General features: G+C 60.1%; 14 protein-coding genes. 10 read left to right on the top strand and 4 right to left on the bottom strand.

Annotation, left to right across the window (positions count from 1 at the left end; all coding sequences use genetic code 11):
- Positions 1-63 precede the first annotated feature (63 nt).
- Complete coding sequence (locus GSF67_RS09290; protein WP_006311823.1) at positions 64-1,191, top strand: ATP-dependent RecD-like DNA helicase; 1,128 nt, start codon at positions 64-66, stop codon at positions 1,189-1,191.
- On the opposite strand, the gene GSF67_RS09285 is transcribed toward GSF67_RS09290, so the two are convergent.
- Positions 1,192-1,887, bottom strand: a complete 696-nt coding sequence (locus tag GSF67_RS09285; protein WP_006311825.1) for a MerR family transcriptional regulator — start codon at positions 1,885-1,887, stop codon at positions 1,192-1,194. It abuts the gene before it with no gap.
- Positions 1,888-2,121: 234 nt separating this feature from the next.
- Here GSF67_RS09285 and GSF67_RS09280 point away from each other — a divergent pair, with 234 nt between their 5' ends.
- Together GSF67_RS09280 and GSF67_RS09275 are read left to right on the top strand one after the other, a co-directional pair.
- Positions 2,122-2,877 (top strand): pyridoxine 5'-phosphate synthase, encoded by a 756-nt coding sequence (locus GSF67_RS09280; protein WP_006311827.1) that lies wholly within the window; start codon positions 2,122-2,124, stop codon positions 2,875-2,877.
- 72 nt (positions 2,878-2,949) lie between these two features.
- The gene (locus GSF67_RS09275; protein ID WP_006311838.1) at positions 2,950-4,215 is read left to right on the top strand and encodes an NAD(P)/FAD-dependent oxidoreductase; all 1,266 of its coding nucleotides are present in this window, start codon (positions 2,950-2,952) and stop codon (positions 4,213-4,215) included.
- A gap of 66 nt (positions 4,216-4,281) precedes the next feature.
- Here GSF67_RS09275 and GSF67_RS09270 read toward each other — a convergent pair whose 3' ends face one another.
- Entirely contained in the window at positions 4,282-5,328 is a 1,047-nt protein-coding gene (locus GSF67_RS09270; RefSeq protein ID WP_006311839.1) for an NAD(P)-dependent alcohol dehydrogenase, read from the bottom strand.
- A 189-nt stretch (positions 5,329-5,517) separates the two neighbouring features.
- Here GSF67_RS09270 and GSF67_RS09265 point away from each other — a divergent pair, with 189 nt between their 5' ends.
- The 3 genes from GSF67_RS09265 to ilvC all read left to right on the top strand — a co-directional run bounded on the left by GSF67_RS09265 (position 5,518) and on the right by ilvC (position 8,542).
- A complete protein-coding gene (locus GSF67_RS09265) occupies positions 5,518-6,423 on the top strand; it encodes an AraC family transcriptional regulator (RefSeq protein WP_006311840.1) in 906 nt (301 codons plus the stop codon).
- Between the two features lie 398 nt (positions 6,424-6,821).
- The gene (locus GSF67_RS09260) at positions 6,822-7,475 is read left to right on the top strand and encodes a TetR/AcrR family transcriptional regulator (protein WP_006311841.1); all 654 of its coding nucleotides are present in this window, start codon (positions 6,822-6,824) and stop codon (positions 7,473-7,475) included.
- Positions 7,476-7,522: 47 nt separating this feature from the next.
- Positions 7,523-8,542, top strand: a complete 1,020-nt coding sequence (ilvC, locus tag GSF67_RS09255) for a ketol-acid reductoisomerase (protein ID WP_006311843.1) — start codon at positions 7,523-7,525, stop codon at positions 8,540-8,542.
- A gap of 77 nt (positions 8,543-8,619) precedes the next feature.
- On the opposite strand, the gene GSF67_RS09250 is transcribed toward ilvC, so the two are convergent.
- On the bottom strand, positions 8,620-9,651 hold the full coding sequence (locus GSF67_RS09250; RefSeq protein WP_006311845.1) for an endonuclease/exonuclease/phosphatase family protein: 1,032 nt from the start codon (positions 9,649-9,651) through the stop codon (positions 8,620-8,622).
- A 105-nt stretch (positions 9,652-9,756) separates the two neighbouring features.
- Positions 9,757-10,209, bottom strand: a complete 453-nt coding sequence (locus tag GSF67_RS09245; protein ID WP_006311847.1) for an RbsD/FucU family protein — start codon at positions 10,207-10,209, stop codon at positions 9,757-9,759.
- A gap of 274 nt (positions 10,210-10,483) precedes the next feature.
- Between GSF67_RS09245 and GSF67_RS09240 the strand changes: the two genes are divergently transcribed.
- From GSF67_RS09240 to GSF67_RS09225, 4 genes are all read left to right on the top strand, one after another.
- A complete protein-coding gene (locus GSF67_RS09240) occupies positions 10,484-11,728 on the top strand; it encodes a PLP-dependent aminotransferase family protein (protein WP_006311848.1) in 1,245 nt (414 codons plus the stop codon).
- A gap of 303 nt (positions 11,729-12,031) precedes the next feature.
- The gene (locus GSF67_RS09235) at positions 12,032-13,015 is read left to right on the top strand and encodes an ABC transporter substrate-binding protein (RefSeq protein WP_006310614.1); all 984 of its coding nucleotides are present in this window, start codon (positions 12,032-12,034) and stop codon (positions 13,013-13,015) included.
- Between the two features lie 9 nt (positions 13,016-13,024).
- The gene (locus tag GSF67_RS09230; RefSeq protein ID WP_006310615.1) at positions 13,025-14,719 is read left to right on the top strand and encodes an iron ABC transporter permease; all 1,695 of its coding nucleotides are present in this window, start codon (positions 13,025-13,027) and stop codon (positions 14,717-14,719) included.
- Positions 14,707-15,735, top strand: a complete 1,029-nt coding sequence (locus tag GSF67_RS09225) for an ABC transporter ATP-binding protein (RefSeq protein ID WP_006310616.1) — start codon at positions 14,707-14,709, stop codon at positions 15,733-15,735. Before GSF67_RS09230 ends, GSF67_RS09225 begins: the two co-directional genes overlap by 13 nt.
- Positions 15,736-15,774: the final 39 nt, after the last annotated feature.

Here is a 15,774-nt window from a genome sequence, read left to right as displayed (position 1 = left end):
GCGCGATTCATCTTTCGTTCTTTTTCTGTTGCGCATCAGGCTCGAATCCTGCGATGAGGACGCATGTTATTTTCACCGCAACAGGACGAAGCGCTCAAGGCTGTTTCCCGCTGGCTGAAAGAAGGCCGGACGCCGGTTTTCCGGCTGTTCGGTTATGCCGGAACGGGCAAGACGACGCTTGCCAAGCATTTTGCGGAAAATGTCGATGGCGAGGTGCTGTTTGCGGCCTTCACCGGCAAGGCGGCGCAGGTGCTGCGTTCGCGCGGGGCGACCAATGCCCGCACCATTCATTCGCTGATCTACCGCCCACGCGGTGAAGAAACGGTCGAAGACGAGGAAACCGGCAAGACCTCTGTTGCGCCGATGTTTTCCATCAACCGCCAGAGCCCGCTCGCCAAGGCAGCGCTGATCATCATCGACGAATGTTCGATGGTGGACGAGCAGCTTGGCAAGGATCTGATGAGTTTTGGCACGCCGATCCTCGTGCTGGGTGATCCGGGCCAGCTGCCGCCGGTTTCGGGCGGCGGCTTTTTTACCGAGCAGGAGCCGGATTTTCTGCTGTCGGAAATCCACCGCCAGGCCAAGGACAACCCCATCATCCATCTTGCCATGGATGTACGCGAAGGCCGCGAGATCATGCGCGGCGATTATGGCTCCGCGCAGGTGATTTCCAAGTCTGAAGTGACGCAGTCGCTGGTGCTGGAGGCCGATCAGGTTCTGGTAGGCACCAATCGCACCCGCCGCCGCTACAATCAGCGGCTTCGTGAGCTGAAGGGTTTTTCCGCCGATTATCCACAGTCAGGCGACAAGCTGGTCTGCCTTCGCAACGATCCTGCCAAGGGCCTGCTCAACGGCTCGCTATGGCAGGTGATGAGTTCATCGCGCGAGACGGTGAAACCCGGCATCAACCTGATGATCCGGCCGGAAGATGACGATATGGATCGCGGTGCGGCCAAGATCAAATTGCTGAAGGCGGCCTTCGAGGATGTGGAGACCGAAATTCCCTGGTCGACCCGCAAGAGGTACGACGAGTTCGATTTCGGTTACGCGCTGACCGTGCACAAGGCACAGGGTTCGCAATGGAACAATGTGGTTCTCTTCGACGAGAGCTATGCTTTCCGTGATTCTCGCGAAAGATGGCTTTACACTGCCATCACCCGCGCGGCCGAAACCCTGACGATCGTTCGTTGATCAGGCACGGATGACGCCGAGCAGAACCGCCTTGGCGACCGCCTGAAAGCGGTTGCTGGCACTGAACTTGCCGATGATCTTTGCCTCCAGCGTGTTGAGATCGCTGCCTGAAAGGCCAAGGGCGCGGGCAAGCCGCACTGGCGCATAACCCTCCGCCATCAGTTCCAGGCATTTGCGTTCGGTGTCGGTGAGGGCGATGTCCTTTGCCGGTGCCCGCTCAGTGCCATCCATGCCGTCCGCATCCGTCTCCGTCACCAGCAATTCCTCGATCTGCTGGGCCTGACGCTGGAGGGTGGAAAGCTCGGAGGTCAATTCTCTCTTCCGCTGCCGCAATGCGGCGTGGAATATGTCGTCCGCCTCTTCCTGCGAGAGCGACCGGACGAGTTTTTCCATGATTTCGGTAATCGCGGCAACGGAGATGCCCACTTCGCGACAGACGTTGATGACGGCCATGCGCTGAACGTTGCGGTGGGTATAAACGCGCATCTGGCCGATGCGCTTCGAGGTCAGCAGTGCCTTTTCCTCGTAAAAATGCAGTGTCCGGTGGGTCACTCCGAAAATATTGGCCATGTCGGCGATGGGAACCGGTTCGGCGGGCAGGGAGGAAGGCAGGCTCACATCCGGTAGAAAGCTGCTGATCCTGAGATTGGGTTTGTCCTCGTCGCCGTGTTCAAACGGCATCCTGCCATCCTGCATCGTCTCCCCCTTCACGCTTTTTGACAGTGTGCCTGCTTTTTATGGCATCCGTTATTCGTTCCCCCGTCGCGGGCCCGTCTTCTGATCAAGACATCATGCCAAACGCAGCAAAAAAACCATAACGTGTATTGCCTGCTTTCGTTCCCGCAGCTTTAAAAAATTTTATCGGCCTCCTTGCGGTCGGCGTCAACCTGCGTGAAACAAGGTATCAATTCCGAACCGGAGCCCGATGCCATGCCTGCAAAACTTTCCGTCAATTTGAATGCAATTGCCATGTTACGCAACCGCCGCGATCTTCCCTGGCCTGATGTCGCGCATTTCGGGCAGATTGCGCTCTCGGCGGGTGCAAGCGGATTGACTGTACACCCGCGGCCCGACCAGCGCCATATCCGCTTTTCGGATCTGCCGGTGCTGCGGGCGCTGATCGATGATCGTTTCCCCGGCGCGGAATTCAACATCGAAGGGTATCCCACCGAGGATTTTCTCGTTCTCTGCGAAAAGACCCAGCCGGAACAGGTGACGCTGGTGCCTGACGACCCGTCGCAGGCGACGTCAGACCATGGCTGGGATTTCCGCAAACATGCTGTTTTTCTCAAAGATGTCGTCGGGCGCCTGAAGGCCGGTGGCATGCGCGTTTCACTGTTTGCCGATGGCGACGGGGAACGCGAGCCCGTGGAGCTGGCGGCCGAGACGGGGGCCGCCCGCATCGAGCTTTACACCGGCCCTTATGGCGGCTGTTTTGACGATCCGCAAAAGGCTGACCTGCTTGTCGAGAAGCTTGGGCAGACGGCGGATCATGCCGCAGCACTCGGGCTTGCTGTCAATGCCGGCCATGATCTGACGGTCGCAAACCTGCCCAAGCTGATGAAACGTATCCCCAATCTCGCTGAGGTATCGATCGGCCACGGGCTGACGGCAGATGCCATGGAATATGGCATGGCTGAAACAGTCCGGCGTTTTTGTCAGGCCTGCGGTCAGCCTAATTCATAACCAAAGTCAATTTTTTCGCCTATGCTTTGCCTTGCGCATGCTCCGTGCGCAGATTTTGGAAGGCAGAGACATATGCAAGAACATCATGTTGTCGTCGTGGGTGGAGGCTTCGGCGGTTTACAACTGGTGCATGGGCTGGAGGGGGCCCCTGTCCGCGTTACATTAATCGACCGTCGCAATCACCACCTGTTTCAGCCCCTGCTGTATCAGGTTGCGACGACGGCGCTGGCGACATCCGAGATCGCCTGGCCGATCCGCCATCTTTACCGCGACCGCAAGGAAGTGACGACCCTGCTTGCGGAGGTGACCGGCGTGGACCGGGCGGCGCGGACCGTGCAGCTGAATTCGGGCCAGGTGATCGGCTTCGATACGCTGGTGCTGGCCACCGGCGCGCGTCACGCCTATTTCGGTCACGACGAATGGGAGCGTTCCGCCCCCGGCCTCAAGACGCTGGAAGATGCAACAACGATCCGGCGCCGCCTGCTTCTGGCCTTCGAAAGGGCCGAACTTGCCACCAGTGAAGAGGAGCGGCAGGCGCTGCTGACTTTCGTCATCATCGGTGCCGGCCCGACCGGCGTGGAAATGGCGGGCATGATCGCCGAACTCGCCCACAGGGCGCTGCCGGCGGAATTCCGCAATGTCGATACGACAAAGACCCGCGTATTGCTTGTAGAGGCCGGCCCTCGCGTCCTGCCGGTCTTTACGGAGGATCTTTCGACCTATGCCAGGCAAGCGCTTGAGAAGCTCGGCGTCGAGGTTCTGCTCGGCACGCCGGTAACGGCTTGCACGGATGAGGGCGTGACGGTGGGCGAGACATATTATCCCTGCCGCACCGTCGTCTGGGCCGCCGGCGTGCAGGCGTCTCCCGCCGCGAAGTGGCTAGGGGCGGCGGCCGACAGGGCAGGGCGTGTCATCGTCGGGCCTCAGCTTCATCTCGAAGACGATGCTGATATCTTCGTCATCGGCGATACCGCCGCGGTCAATCAGGAAAACGGCAAGCCGGTGCCGGGCATCGCGCCCGCGGCAAAGCAGCAGGGCGCTTATGTGGCAAAGGTCATCGAGGCGCGACTGGAGGGCAAGCCGGTGCCGGCACCCTTCCGCTACAGCCATCAGGGCAATCTCGCCACCATCGGCAAACGCGCGGCGGTGATCGATTTCGGCCGGTTCAAGCTGAAGGGCGTGCTGGCATGGTGGATATGGGGGCTTGCCCATATCTACTTCCTGATCGGAACGCGCTCGCGGCTGGCCGTGGCGTGGAGCTGGCTGTGGATTTATCTGAGCGGCCAGCACAGTGCGCGCCTGATTACCCAGAAAGAGACGCTGAAGGACGAGGCCTGAAGTAACAAAGGAAAGGGCGGGAAGCATGGCTTCCCGCCCTTGTTTATTTGGTCGTCTCTACGCGTATCAAGCGTCGAGCGAGGCCATGTCGATGACGAAGCGGTAACGCACGTCGCTCTTCAGCACGCGCTCATAGGCTTCGTTGACGTCCTTGATGCCGATCGTTTCGATTTCCGAAACGATGTCGTGCTTGCCGCAGAAATCCAGCATTTCCTGGGTTTCCTTGATCGAGCCGATCATCGAACCGGCGAGCGAACGGCGGGCGGGAATGACCGAGAATGCGTGCACCGGGATCGCATGTTCCGGCACGCCGAGCAGAACCATCGTGCCGTTGACCTTGAGCAGGTTGAGGTAGGCGTTCCAGTCGATTTCGGCCGAGACTGTGCACAGGATCAGGTCGAAGGTGCCGGCGAGTTTCTCAAAGGTCGAGGCGTCGCTGGTGGCGTAATATTCCTTCGCGCCGAGCTTGAGGCCGTCTTCCTTCTTCGACAGCGTCTGCGAGAGAACGGTGATATCAGCGCCCATGGCCGAGCCGATCTTCACGCCCATGTGGCCAAGGCCACCCATGCCGACGATAGCCACTTTCTTGCCGGGGCCTGCATTCCAGTGCTGCAGCGGCGAATAGAGCGTGATGCCGGCGCAGAGAAGCGGCGCGGAGGCATCGAGCGGCAGGTTGTCCGGGATGGACAGGACGTAGTCTTCCCTGACCACGATATGGTCGGAATAACCGCCCTGGGTCGCGCTCTTGCCGTCCCGTTCAACGGAATTGTAGGTCTGCACGAGACCCGGCATATACTGCTCGTTGTCGACATCGCGGGTGGCGCAGCCAACGCAGGAATCGACAAAGCAGCCGACGCCGACATGGTCGCCGACCTTGAACCGCGTGACCTTGGAACCAACGGCCCGCACGACACCGGCGATTTCGTGGCCCGGAACGATCGGGTAAACGGCATTGTGCCATTCGTTGCGGACGGTGTGGATGTCCGAGTGGCAGATGCCGGCATATTTGATATCGATGACGACGTCGTCATCATTCGGCTCGCGGCGTTCGAAGGTGAACGGGGTAAGCGGCTTCGACGCGTCGGTCGCAGCATAACCTCTTGCAATAGCCATCTGAATATCCTTTCGGGAGTTGGGGACGGCGGAATATGCAATGGAACTGCAAAGAGGCGTTAGAGCGATCCTCCGAGCTTTTTGCACGATCCTGCAAAAAATACCCCGCGTGCTCTTTGCGGATGGCGGGCGGCTTTCTAGATAAGCAACATCCAATACATCTCTTCTTTCAGTTAAGGGATTTCCCCCATGTCCTTGCCGTTCAATGTCTATCAGGAGATCGCCGCCATCGCCGCGCGGCACGCCACCCAGGACGGTGAGGTGCGGACGGCGATCGAATCCCTCGGCATCAGTCGGCGCACGATCCCCAGCGCACCATGCCACGGCAGTTACCGCCCCTGTCTCGCTATGGTAATCCAGGGGTCGAAAAGCGTGCAATTGGGCACGGACACCATAAATTACGGCGCGGGTGATTATCTTCTGACATCGCTCGATCTGCCTGTTGCATGGCGGGTGGTGGAGGCGAGCCGGGAGGTGCCGCATTTCTGTATTGCCCTTGCCATCGATAGTGAAAAGCTGCTCGATCTCATGCGCCGCATACCGATCGATCCATCTTCTGAGCCGGCGAATGCGCAGCGCGGCATCGTCGTCAACAGGGCAACACCGGAACTTCTCGATGCGGCCATACGGCTCCTGCGCTTGCTCGATCGTCCAGCCGACATCGCCGCCATGGCGCCGCTGATCGAGCAGGAGATCCTCTATCGCATCCTGACCGGACCGGCCGGAGGGCAACTGATGAACGTCATCGCGGCCGGCAGCCATGGCAACCGCATCGCCCGCGCCATCGCCTGGCTGCGCGAGAATTTCGCGCGCCAGCTCCGGATCGAAGAGCTGGCCGAACAGATCGGCATGAGCGTTTCGTCCTTCCACCATCATTTCAAGACGATTACGGCCATGACGCCGGTGCAGTATCAGAAGCAGTTGCGGTTGCATGAGGCGCGCCGGCTGATGCTGCTGGAGCGGCTGGATGCGGGTACTGCCGGTCATCGCGTCGGTTATCAGAGCCCGTCGCAGTTTAGTCGGGAATATAGCCGGTTTTATGGGTTGTCGCCGTCGCGGGATGTGGACGCTTCGCGGGAGATCGCGGCGGGGTAGGTGGGGTGTCCATTCACGGCAGATCTGTGGTGCGTGGGGCTTTACCCCCCTCTGCCCTGCCGGGCATCTCCCCCTCAAGGGGGGAGATCGATATGCGGCAAGGTCTCGGCCATCTCGAAGTCCGGGAATGAAGCGGCAAGTGGGCCGCTTGCTGATCTCCCCCTTTGAGGGGGAGATGCCCGGCAGGGCAGAGGGGGGTAAAGCCACACCCACCTTTGGTTATCTGACAAACGCACAACCTCCTTAAGGCTCCCCCAGGCTTCCCTTCATACTACAGGGCAAAGCGCCAATTCTCGTCTCCCTCTAAAGAATCCGCTTGACCCCGTCGCTGCCTCCGCTTAAATGGCGCTCGAACCGTACCGTACGGTACATCAATCTAGCCCCTGGAGTGGAAAGACTTGGCTTCCGACCCGATCACAACGCAGGAATTTTCGCCGCGCCAGAACGCCGTTCTGGACCAGGCATTGCGTCTATTGGTCGAGGGCGGCGAGAAAGCGCTCACCACATCCGGGCTGGCGCGTGCCGCCAACTGTTCGAAGGAAAGCCTCTACAAGTGGTTCGGCGATCGCGATGGCCTGCTGGCGGCGATGATCACCTTCCAGCAGAGCAAGGTTCGCACCTTCGAGAAAGCCGGTGACCGCGTCTCCGCGCCGCAGCTTGCCGATCATCTCGAGGTTTTCGCACATGATCTGCTGGACGTGCTGGCGGGGGATGTATCGCTGGCGCTCAATCGTCTTGCCATCGGGCAGGCGAGCCGCGACGGTTCGAAGCTTGGCGATCTGCTGCTGGAACGCGGCCGTCGCCAGATCGATCGCCGCGCCCGTGGATTGATCGAAGCGGGTCGCCGTTCCGGCTACCTGCGTTTCGATGACGCCGAAGAGGCGTATCGCAGTTTTTACGGTCTCATCGTCTCGGATCTGCATGTGCGCATGCTGCTGGGCGAGGCGCCGGACAAGGATTTTTCCGCCCGGGCCAAGAAGGCGGTCGTCGCCTTTCTGACGCTTTACGGGACGGAAAAGGTGCATTCGGAACTGGGCGGCAAGGTCGCTTAAGGTTCCGGTTAAGACAATAGAGACAAGCATTAGGGAAGGACCATAAAATGCGCGTTTATTATGATCGTGATGCAGATCTCAATCTCATCAAGTCCAAGAATGTCGTCATCGTCGGTTACGGCTCCCAGGGCCGCGCCCATGCGCTGAACCTCAAGGATTCCGGAGCCAAGAACGTCGTTATCGCTCTTAAGGCCGGCTCGCCGACCGTCAAGAAGGCTGAAGCCGATGGCTTCAAGGTGATGACCGTTGCCGAAGCCGCCAAGTGGGGCGACCTCCTGATGATGGCGACGCCTGACGAATTGCAGGCCGACATCTACAAGGCCGATATTGCCGGCAACATCCGTGATGGCGCAGCCATCGCTTTCGCACACGGCCTCAACGTTCACTTCGGCCTCATCGAGCCGAAGGCTTCGCTCGACGTCGTCATGATCGCGCCGAAGGGCCCCGGCCACACGGTTCGCGGCGAATACCAGAAGGGCGGCGGCGTACCCTGCCTCGTTGCCGTTCACCAGAACGCTTCCGGCAACGCCCTTGAACTCGCTCTCTCCTACGCCTGCGGCGTTGGCGGCGGCCGTTCGGGCATCATCGAAACCAACTTCAAGGAAGAGTGCGAAACCGACCTCTTCGGCGAACAGGTCGTTCTGTGCGGCGGTCTCGTCGAACTGATCCGCGCCGGTTTCGAAACGCTGACCGAAGCCGGTTACGCACCCGAAATGGCCTATTTCGAGTGCCTGCACGAAGTGAAGCTGATCGTCGACCTGATCTATGAAGGCGGCATCGCCAACATGAACTACTCGATCTCCAACACGGCCGAGTGGGGCGAATACGTCACCGGTCCGCGCATCATCACCGCTGAAACCAAGGCTGAAATGAAGCGCGTCCTGCACGACATCCAGACCGGCAAGTTCACCTCGGACTGGATGCAGGAATACCGTTCAGGTGCTGCACGCTTCAAGGGAATCCGTCGCATGAACGACACCCACCAGATCGAAGAAGTCGGCGCCAAGCTGCGCGGCATGATGCCCTGGATCGGCAAGAACAAGCTGGTCGACAAGGCCGTCAACTAAGCTTCATTGCTTGGTGGAAGATATGGAGGCCGGGGCGAAAGCTCCGGCCTTTCTTGTTATCGAAGGACCGTTCCGCCTTACACGATGGTGTCGTTTTCCTCGATAACGACCGAAACGGGGAAGTGATCGGAAAACCCGCCGAGATTGACGTTTTTGACCGCGTCGCCCTTCGACAGGCCGAAGCGGATAGGCCCCTCGTTTTTGCTGTGGCTGACCATGGCGGCGATGGCTTCGACTTTGGCGGTTTCCTCACGCACGCTGAAGCCGCTGGTGCCGCTCAGAAGTGATCTGGAAACGAGGATCTGATCGAAGATATTGGCGTCACCATTGAAATAGAGCGTGCCATAGAGCGTTCTCGCCGAACCGACGGAATCCATCACCGGCTGGCGCAGATAGTTCCAGGCGAGATTATAGAACATCGCCGACTGTGAGCTTTCCACATCGTCGCGCTCGCGCGTCGAATTGGCGTGGTGACGCAGGGACGCATCGGACGGATCGTCATTGAAATCACCGAAGGCAATGACGGCGATATCGTTTCCTTTTTCCTCGCGTATGCGCTGATGCCAGTAGCCGAGCGTTTCGCCGGCGGTCATGCGAAAGCCGGCGCTTTCCACCGCGCCACCCGAACGCGATGGCCAGTGATTGGAAAGCGCAATGAACTGGCGGCCGCCTTTGGTTATGAAGGTGCATTGAGTGATATCGCGGGTACCGGTGCGGCGCATCACGAAATGGCTGAAAATCTCGTTCTCGTTGATCAGCAGCTTTTTGCTGTCATAGATGAAGGCGGTGTCGATGCCGCGCTGGTCCTTGCTGGAATCGGCGTGCACGACACGATAGGCACGCTCGGGCATGAGATCGTTCAGGTGTTCTGCAAGCGTCTCCAGTACGAAACGGTTCTCGACCTCGCAGACGCCGAGCAAATCCGGCCCGGCACCGCCGATCCGCCGGATGATGATGCCGAGCTGCCTGATCTTGGTCCTGAACAGATCCTCCGTCCAGCCCTTCAGATCGTTCTTCAACCGCTCGGCAATCCACGGCTCGCGCGCAGGATAACCCTCCGGCGCAAACAGGTTTTCGACATTCCAGAACGCCAGGACATATTGGGTCATGATCCGCACACCTCCGGTTGGTTTTCAAGCCTAGTAGAGGTTTTTGCCACAACAACTTGAAATTGTCATGAAGGTCGGCGGCTAGCGAAATTTCCCGCCTCCGGCTTATTTCGCCGGCGGGATCACACCCTTCGTCAAAAGGAAGCAACCGTAGAAACGCGTCTCGCCTGTCGTGATGACGCAATAGGCCTGCTTGGCCTTTTCGTAGAAAGCAAAACGCTCGATGCCATACATGGGAGCGGACTTTCCCTCGGCCGCGTCGATTTCCTGTTGCACTGCGACCTGGACCGGTTCCAGCTGATCGGGTGCGCCCATCACTTCCATGCGGCCGACCGAAGGCTGCAACGGCGTATCGAGCGGCAGCACGGACAGGATTGCCCTCATGGCGCGGGCGGCCGAGACATTGTCGATGTGCAGCACCTTGCCGACCGTCGTGTGCCGGGCAACCGAATCGGACGGGAAATTGGTGTCCGATATCACCAGCGTATCGCCGTGACCCATGGCGCGCAGCGCGTGCAGAACATCGGCATTCAGCGCCGGGTCGATATTTTTCAACATGTCTTCGAACTCCCATCATGGTCATGCCGTCTGCGGCACCGGCGCGCAATCCAGCCGGAAAAGCGTGCGGCGTCAATCGCAAACGGAAGATTGTTAAGCCTTCTCAGAGGGTGTATCTGGCTTTGTCCGGAAAAACGGCCGCGAATGCGGGGCTGTGGCGGACACCGTGCAGGGAGGCAGAAATAATTCGAAAAACTGATAAGTCAGTATTGCTGACATATCGACATTTCTGTAAAGATGCGCGCATAAAAACGACACAAGAGGAAACGTACCCATGCTTGATTGGGAACAAATTTTCGCCACGCGCTCTTCGCGCATGAAAGCGTCTGAAATCCGCGAGCTGCTGAAGCTGCTCGAACAGCCCGATATCATCTCCTTTGCCGGCGGCATTCCGGATCCGGCTCTCTTCCCCGCAGAGGAGTTCCAGCAGGCTTATGCGGAAATTTTTTCCGGCGCGCAGGTCAACGCCGCCCTGCAATATTCTGTCAGCGAGGGTTACAAGCCGCTGCGCGAATGGCTGGCGGGCGAAATGGCCGAAATCGGCATCGACTGCACCGCCGACAACGTCTTCATCGTTTCCGGTTCGCAGCAGGGTCTCGATTATCTCGGCAAGCTGTTCCTGTCGCCGAAGGATACGGCGCTGGTGACATGGCCGACCTATCTCGGCGCGCTTTCCGCCTTCAACGCCTATGAGCCGAATTACGACCAGCTTAATCCGGGCGGCAACCGCACGCCTGAAGCTTACCGCGAAACAGCGGCCAAGCTCGGCGGCGCGGTGAAGTTTGCCTATCTCTCGGCTGATTTCTCCAATCCGACCGGCGAAACCGTCGATCTTGCCGGCCGCGAAAAGGTTCTGGCACTGGCCGACGAGCTTGACATCGCCGTCATCGAAGACGCTGCCTATCAGTCGCTGCGTTACGACGGCGAAGCGGTTCCGCCCATCATGGCGCTCGACATTGCCCGTTCGGGCGGCATCGAGAACACCCGCACCATCTACTGCGGCAGCTTTTCGAAGACGCTCGCCCCCGGCCTTCGCGTGGGTTACATCGTTGCTTCCGCGCCTGTTATCCGCAAGCTGGTGCTGATGAAGCAGGCCGCCGACCTGCATTCCTCGACGATCAACCAGATCGCCATCGAACGCGTCGCCTCGAGCGGCTTCGATAAGCAGGTGGCCAAAATCAAGGCAGCCTACAGCGCGCGCCGCGATGCGATGCTCTCCGCGCTCGAGAAGTACATGCCGAAGACCACCAGCTGGACCAAGCCGGAAGGCGGCATGTTCATCTGGGTGACGTTGCCTGAGGGCATGGATGGCGCCGCACTGCTGGCAAAATCCATCGCCACGGAAAAGGTGGCCTTCGTTCCGGGTCGAGCTTTCTTTGCGGATGGTTCGGGTACGAACACGCTGCGCATCAGCTTCTCCTGCGCCAACGAGGCGATGATCGAGGAGGGTATGAAGCGGCTTGGCCGGTTGATTACGACGGCGCAGGCGGAAACCAGTGAGGTGCTTGCGGCGATTTAATAGGGGAATGGCGGAGGCTGGGGCTTCACCCCCCTCTGTCCTGCCGGACATCTCCCCCACAAGGGGGGAGATCGACCCGTGGCGAGGTATCGCCCATCTCAACGTTTGAGAATGAAGTTGTGAGAGAGCGTCTTGCCGATCTCCCTCCCTGTGGGGGAGATGCCCGGCAGGGCAGAGGGGGTGAGCCCCAAGTACCAACGAGCACTATTACTCCCCCACTCAGCACCCCTAAAATCCTGCCTGTCACATACATGTTATGCAATCATGTTTTAGCGGTCCCACCAAACAACAGGGACCGACCCCATGAAAACGCTGCTTTCCGCTTTCACCGCCATCGTATCGCTCGGCTTCATCGCCACCGCCGCCAATGCCGCCGATCTGGTGCTTTATACCAGCCAGCCGAATGAGGACGCGCAGGCGACCGTTGATGGCTTTAAGGCTGCCAATCCCGGTATCGAAGTCGAATGGGTGCGTGACGGAACGCCGAAGATCATGGCCAAGCTGATGGCCGAGATCAATGCCGGCAATCCGGTGGCCGACGTGCTTCTGGTCGCTGACACGGTTACCTTGGAGCGCATGAAGCAGGCTGGCCAGCTTCTGGCCCATAAGTCTGCCGAAGCCAAGAATATAGATGCTTCGCTTTATGATGCGGACGGCTTCTATTATTCCACCAAGCTCATCACGACCGGCATCATGTACAACACCGCCGCTGCGATGAAACCGACGAGCTGGAAGGATCTTGCCAAGGCCGAAGCCAAGGGTCTCGTGACCATGCCGAGCCCGCTCACCTCGGGTGCGGCGCTGATCCACGCGCAGACGCTTGCCGCTGCCAACGGACTCGGCTGGGATTATTACAAGCAATTGAAGGCCAATGAAGCCATTGCCGGCGGCGGCAACGGTGCGGTTCTGAAGTCCGTTGCTTCAGGCGAGAAGGCCTATGGCGTCGTCGTTGATTACATGCCGATCCGCGAAAAGGCCAAGGGCGCTCCGGTCGAATTCGTCTTTCCGGAAGAGGGCGTTTCGGCCGTTACCGAGCCGGTCGCGATCATCAAGGGCACCAAACACGAGGAAGCCGCCAAGAAGTTCGTTGACTACGTGCTTTCGGAAAAGGGCCAGCAGGGCTTCGTCAAGCTTGGCTATATCCCCGTGCGCGCCGATGCCGGCATGCCGGAAGGTTTCCCGGCCCGCGACAAGATCAAGGTTCTGCCGCTCAGTGCCGCTGACGCGCTGAAGAACTCCGAACAGGACCTCAAGACCTTCTCCGATATCTTCGGCTCCAAGGGCTGATATAGGGGAATGACCCGTTCCAAAGCTTATGGAAGCAGCCAGCCGCGCTGGCTGTTTCCTTTTGTGGTGAGTGTCGTTTTTGCGCTGAGCGCCCTGCCGCTCGGGCGGCTGGCCTATACCGGCATCGTCTCGTCACTGAATGGTGACATATGGCGGCTTCTGGCCGATCCCGCTCTCTGGGATGCGGCGCTGAACACGCTCTCCACCTCGTTTTTCGGCATGCTGATCTCGCTGGCAATTGGCGGCGCCTTCGCGCTTTCGCTGACGCTTTGTGACATTCGTGGCAAATCGATTTTGAGCTTCCTGTTCATGCTCCCGATGATGATCCCGCCGCAGGTGACGGCGCTGTCGTGGATCGGCATGACCGGCCCGTCTAGCACGCTGTTGAAGGCCATCGGCCTTGCGCCGCCGATGGGATCGCCGCAGCCGCTTTATTCGATTGCGGGCATCGCGCTGCTACTCGGCGTGCAGCATGCGCCGCTGGTTTATCTGTCGCTGCGCGCCGGTCTGCTTGCGCTGCCGCAGGACGGTATCGAGGCCGCCAAGCTTTCCGGTGCTTCGCCGCGCCGCGTGCTGTTCGATATCATCCTGCCGCTTTCCACGCCTGGATTGATCGCGGGGGCGGCGATTTCTTTCGTGTCCAATGTCGGTAATTTCGGCATACCGGCGATCCTCGGCATACCTGGCTCGATCTTTACCCTGCCGACGCTGATTTACAGCCGTTTTGCCAGTTTCGGCACCAGCACCTTCGGCGATATCGCCATTCTCTCCACCATGATCGCCATCATCTCGGTCGCCGGGCTTGCGCTGCAGGAACGGGCGATGAAGGGCAGGGACTATCGCATCATCGGGCTTTCCGGCAAGGCGGCGACTTTCGGGCTGGGGCGGTGGCGTGTGCCGGCGGAGCTTGCCCTTTGGCTCGTGCTGCTCTTCATGCTGGTCGCGCCGCTGACGGCACTGGTGGCAAGCTCGCTCGCTCCCGCATACGGCGTGCCGCTCAGCCTCAAGACCGCGACGCTGCATGCCTATGAGGAACTGCTTTACCGGCAGAGCGTCACCCGCACGGCCTTCCGCAATTCACTGTTTCTGGCAACCGCCACGTCGCTTTGCCTGCTGGCGGTGACGGTGCTGACGGCTTACTTTCTGGTGCGCGGCAAGAGCCGTTTCATGTTTCTGCTCTCGGCGCTGGTGGATATTCCCTATGCGCTGCCGGGCGTGGTGATCTCAGTTTCCTTCGTGCTGCTCTTTGCGGCCCCCATTCCGCTGCTGGGAGTGACGCTCTACGGCACGATCTGGATCATTCTGCTCGCCTATTTCTCCTCCTTCTTCGCCGTCAGCCTGAAACCCATGGTCAGTGCCTTCCTGCAATTTGATCCATCGCTGGAAGAAGCGGCGCGGCTCTCCGGCGCCGGTTTCTGGCGGCGGCTGAAGGATATCATTCTGCCGCTGGTCGGGCCGGCGGCTGGCGCTTCCGTCATTCTCGTTTTCCTGATCGCCTGCAACGAGCTGACGGTCTCGGCGCTCCTGTGGTCGGCCGGCACCCAGACCCTCGGCGTCCTCATCTACAATCTCGATGACAGCGGCAGTTTCGATCTTGCGTCCGCGCTTTCGGTGCTTGTCGTCATCATGGTCATTATCCTCATGCTGCTGCTCGAAATTCTGGGGCGCTATCTGCCGAAAGGAGTCGTCCCTTGGCGAAACTGATCCTCAACCGCCTGTCGAAAAACTTTGGTGCCGGTTCCAGACCTGCCGTGGACGACGTATCGCTGACGGTGCGTGAAGGCGGGTTCCTGGCGCTGCTCGGGCCTTCCGGCTGCGGCAAGACGACGGTGCTGCGCATGATCGCCGGTTTCGAACAGCCGACCGATGGTTCCATCCTGCTCGGCGAGCGGGTGCTGGCCGATGCCGGCAGCATGGTGCCGCCGGAGCGGCGCAACATGGCGATGGTCTTCCAGTCCTATGCGCTGTGGCCACACATGTCGGTGGCCGACAATGCTGGATATCCTCTCAAAGTGCGCGGCATCTCAGGCGAGAAATATCGCGAGAAGGTCCGTCAGGCGCTTGCCGCCGTTCGCCTCGAGAGCTTTGCAGATCGCCGTCCCGCCGAACTCTCCGGTGGCCAGCGACAGCGCGTGGCGCTCGCCCGCTGCCTCGTCACCGAGCCTGACGTGGTGCTGCTCGATGAGCCGCTCGCCAATCTCGACCGGCATCTGCGGCAGGAGATGGAGGAGACGTTTCGCGATTTCCACGCCCGTTCTGGCGCGACGATGATCTATGTCACCCACGATCAGGCCGAGGCCATGGCGCTGGCAACCGATGTCGCTGTCATGTCGCAGGGCAGGCTGTTGCAGGTCGCGGCGCCGGCGGAGCTTTATGCGCGGCCGGAGGGCAGGCTGGTCGGTTCGCTGGTGGGGCAGGGTGCTATCCTCCGCCTTCCGGTGCCGGATGGGGCGTCGCGCGATCTCGACTGGGCCGGGCTTCGGGCAATGATGGAGAGCGGCGCGCCATTACCGCTGGCAGATATTCTCGTGCGGCCGCAGGATGTGTTGCGGGATGCGGATGGTATCGATTGCACCGTCACCTCGGTTCTCTACGAGGGGGAGCGGTATGCCCTTCGTCTCGATCTGCCGGATGGGCAGGCGCTCCGGGCCTATTCACGGGAAGCCGTGGCCATAGGCGACCGGTTGCCGGTTGCAATTCGTGCGGCATGGCGGCTTTAGGCTATTGGCGAGGCAGGGTTTGAGCGGCTAAGCTTTCCG

The organism is Agrobacterium sp. CGMCC 11546, from assembly GCF_013365515.1.
Lineage (GTDB): Bacteria > Pseudomonadota > Alphaproteobacteria > Rhizobiales > Rhizobiaceae > Agrobacterium > Agrobacterium fabrum.
The sequence above is the reverse complement of the archived record's forward strand: the minus strand, read 5'-3'. Positions and strand labels throughout refer to the sequence as shown.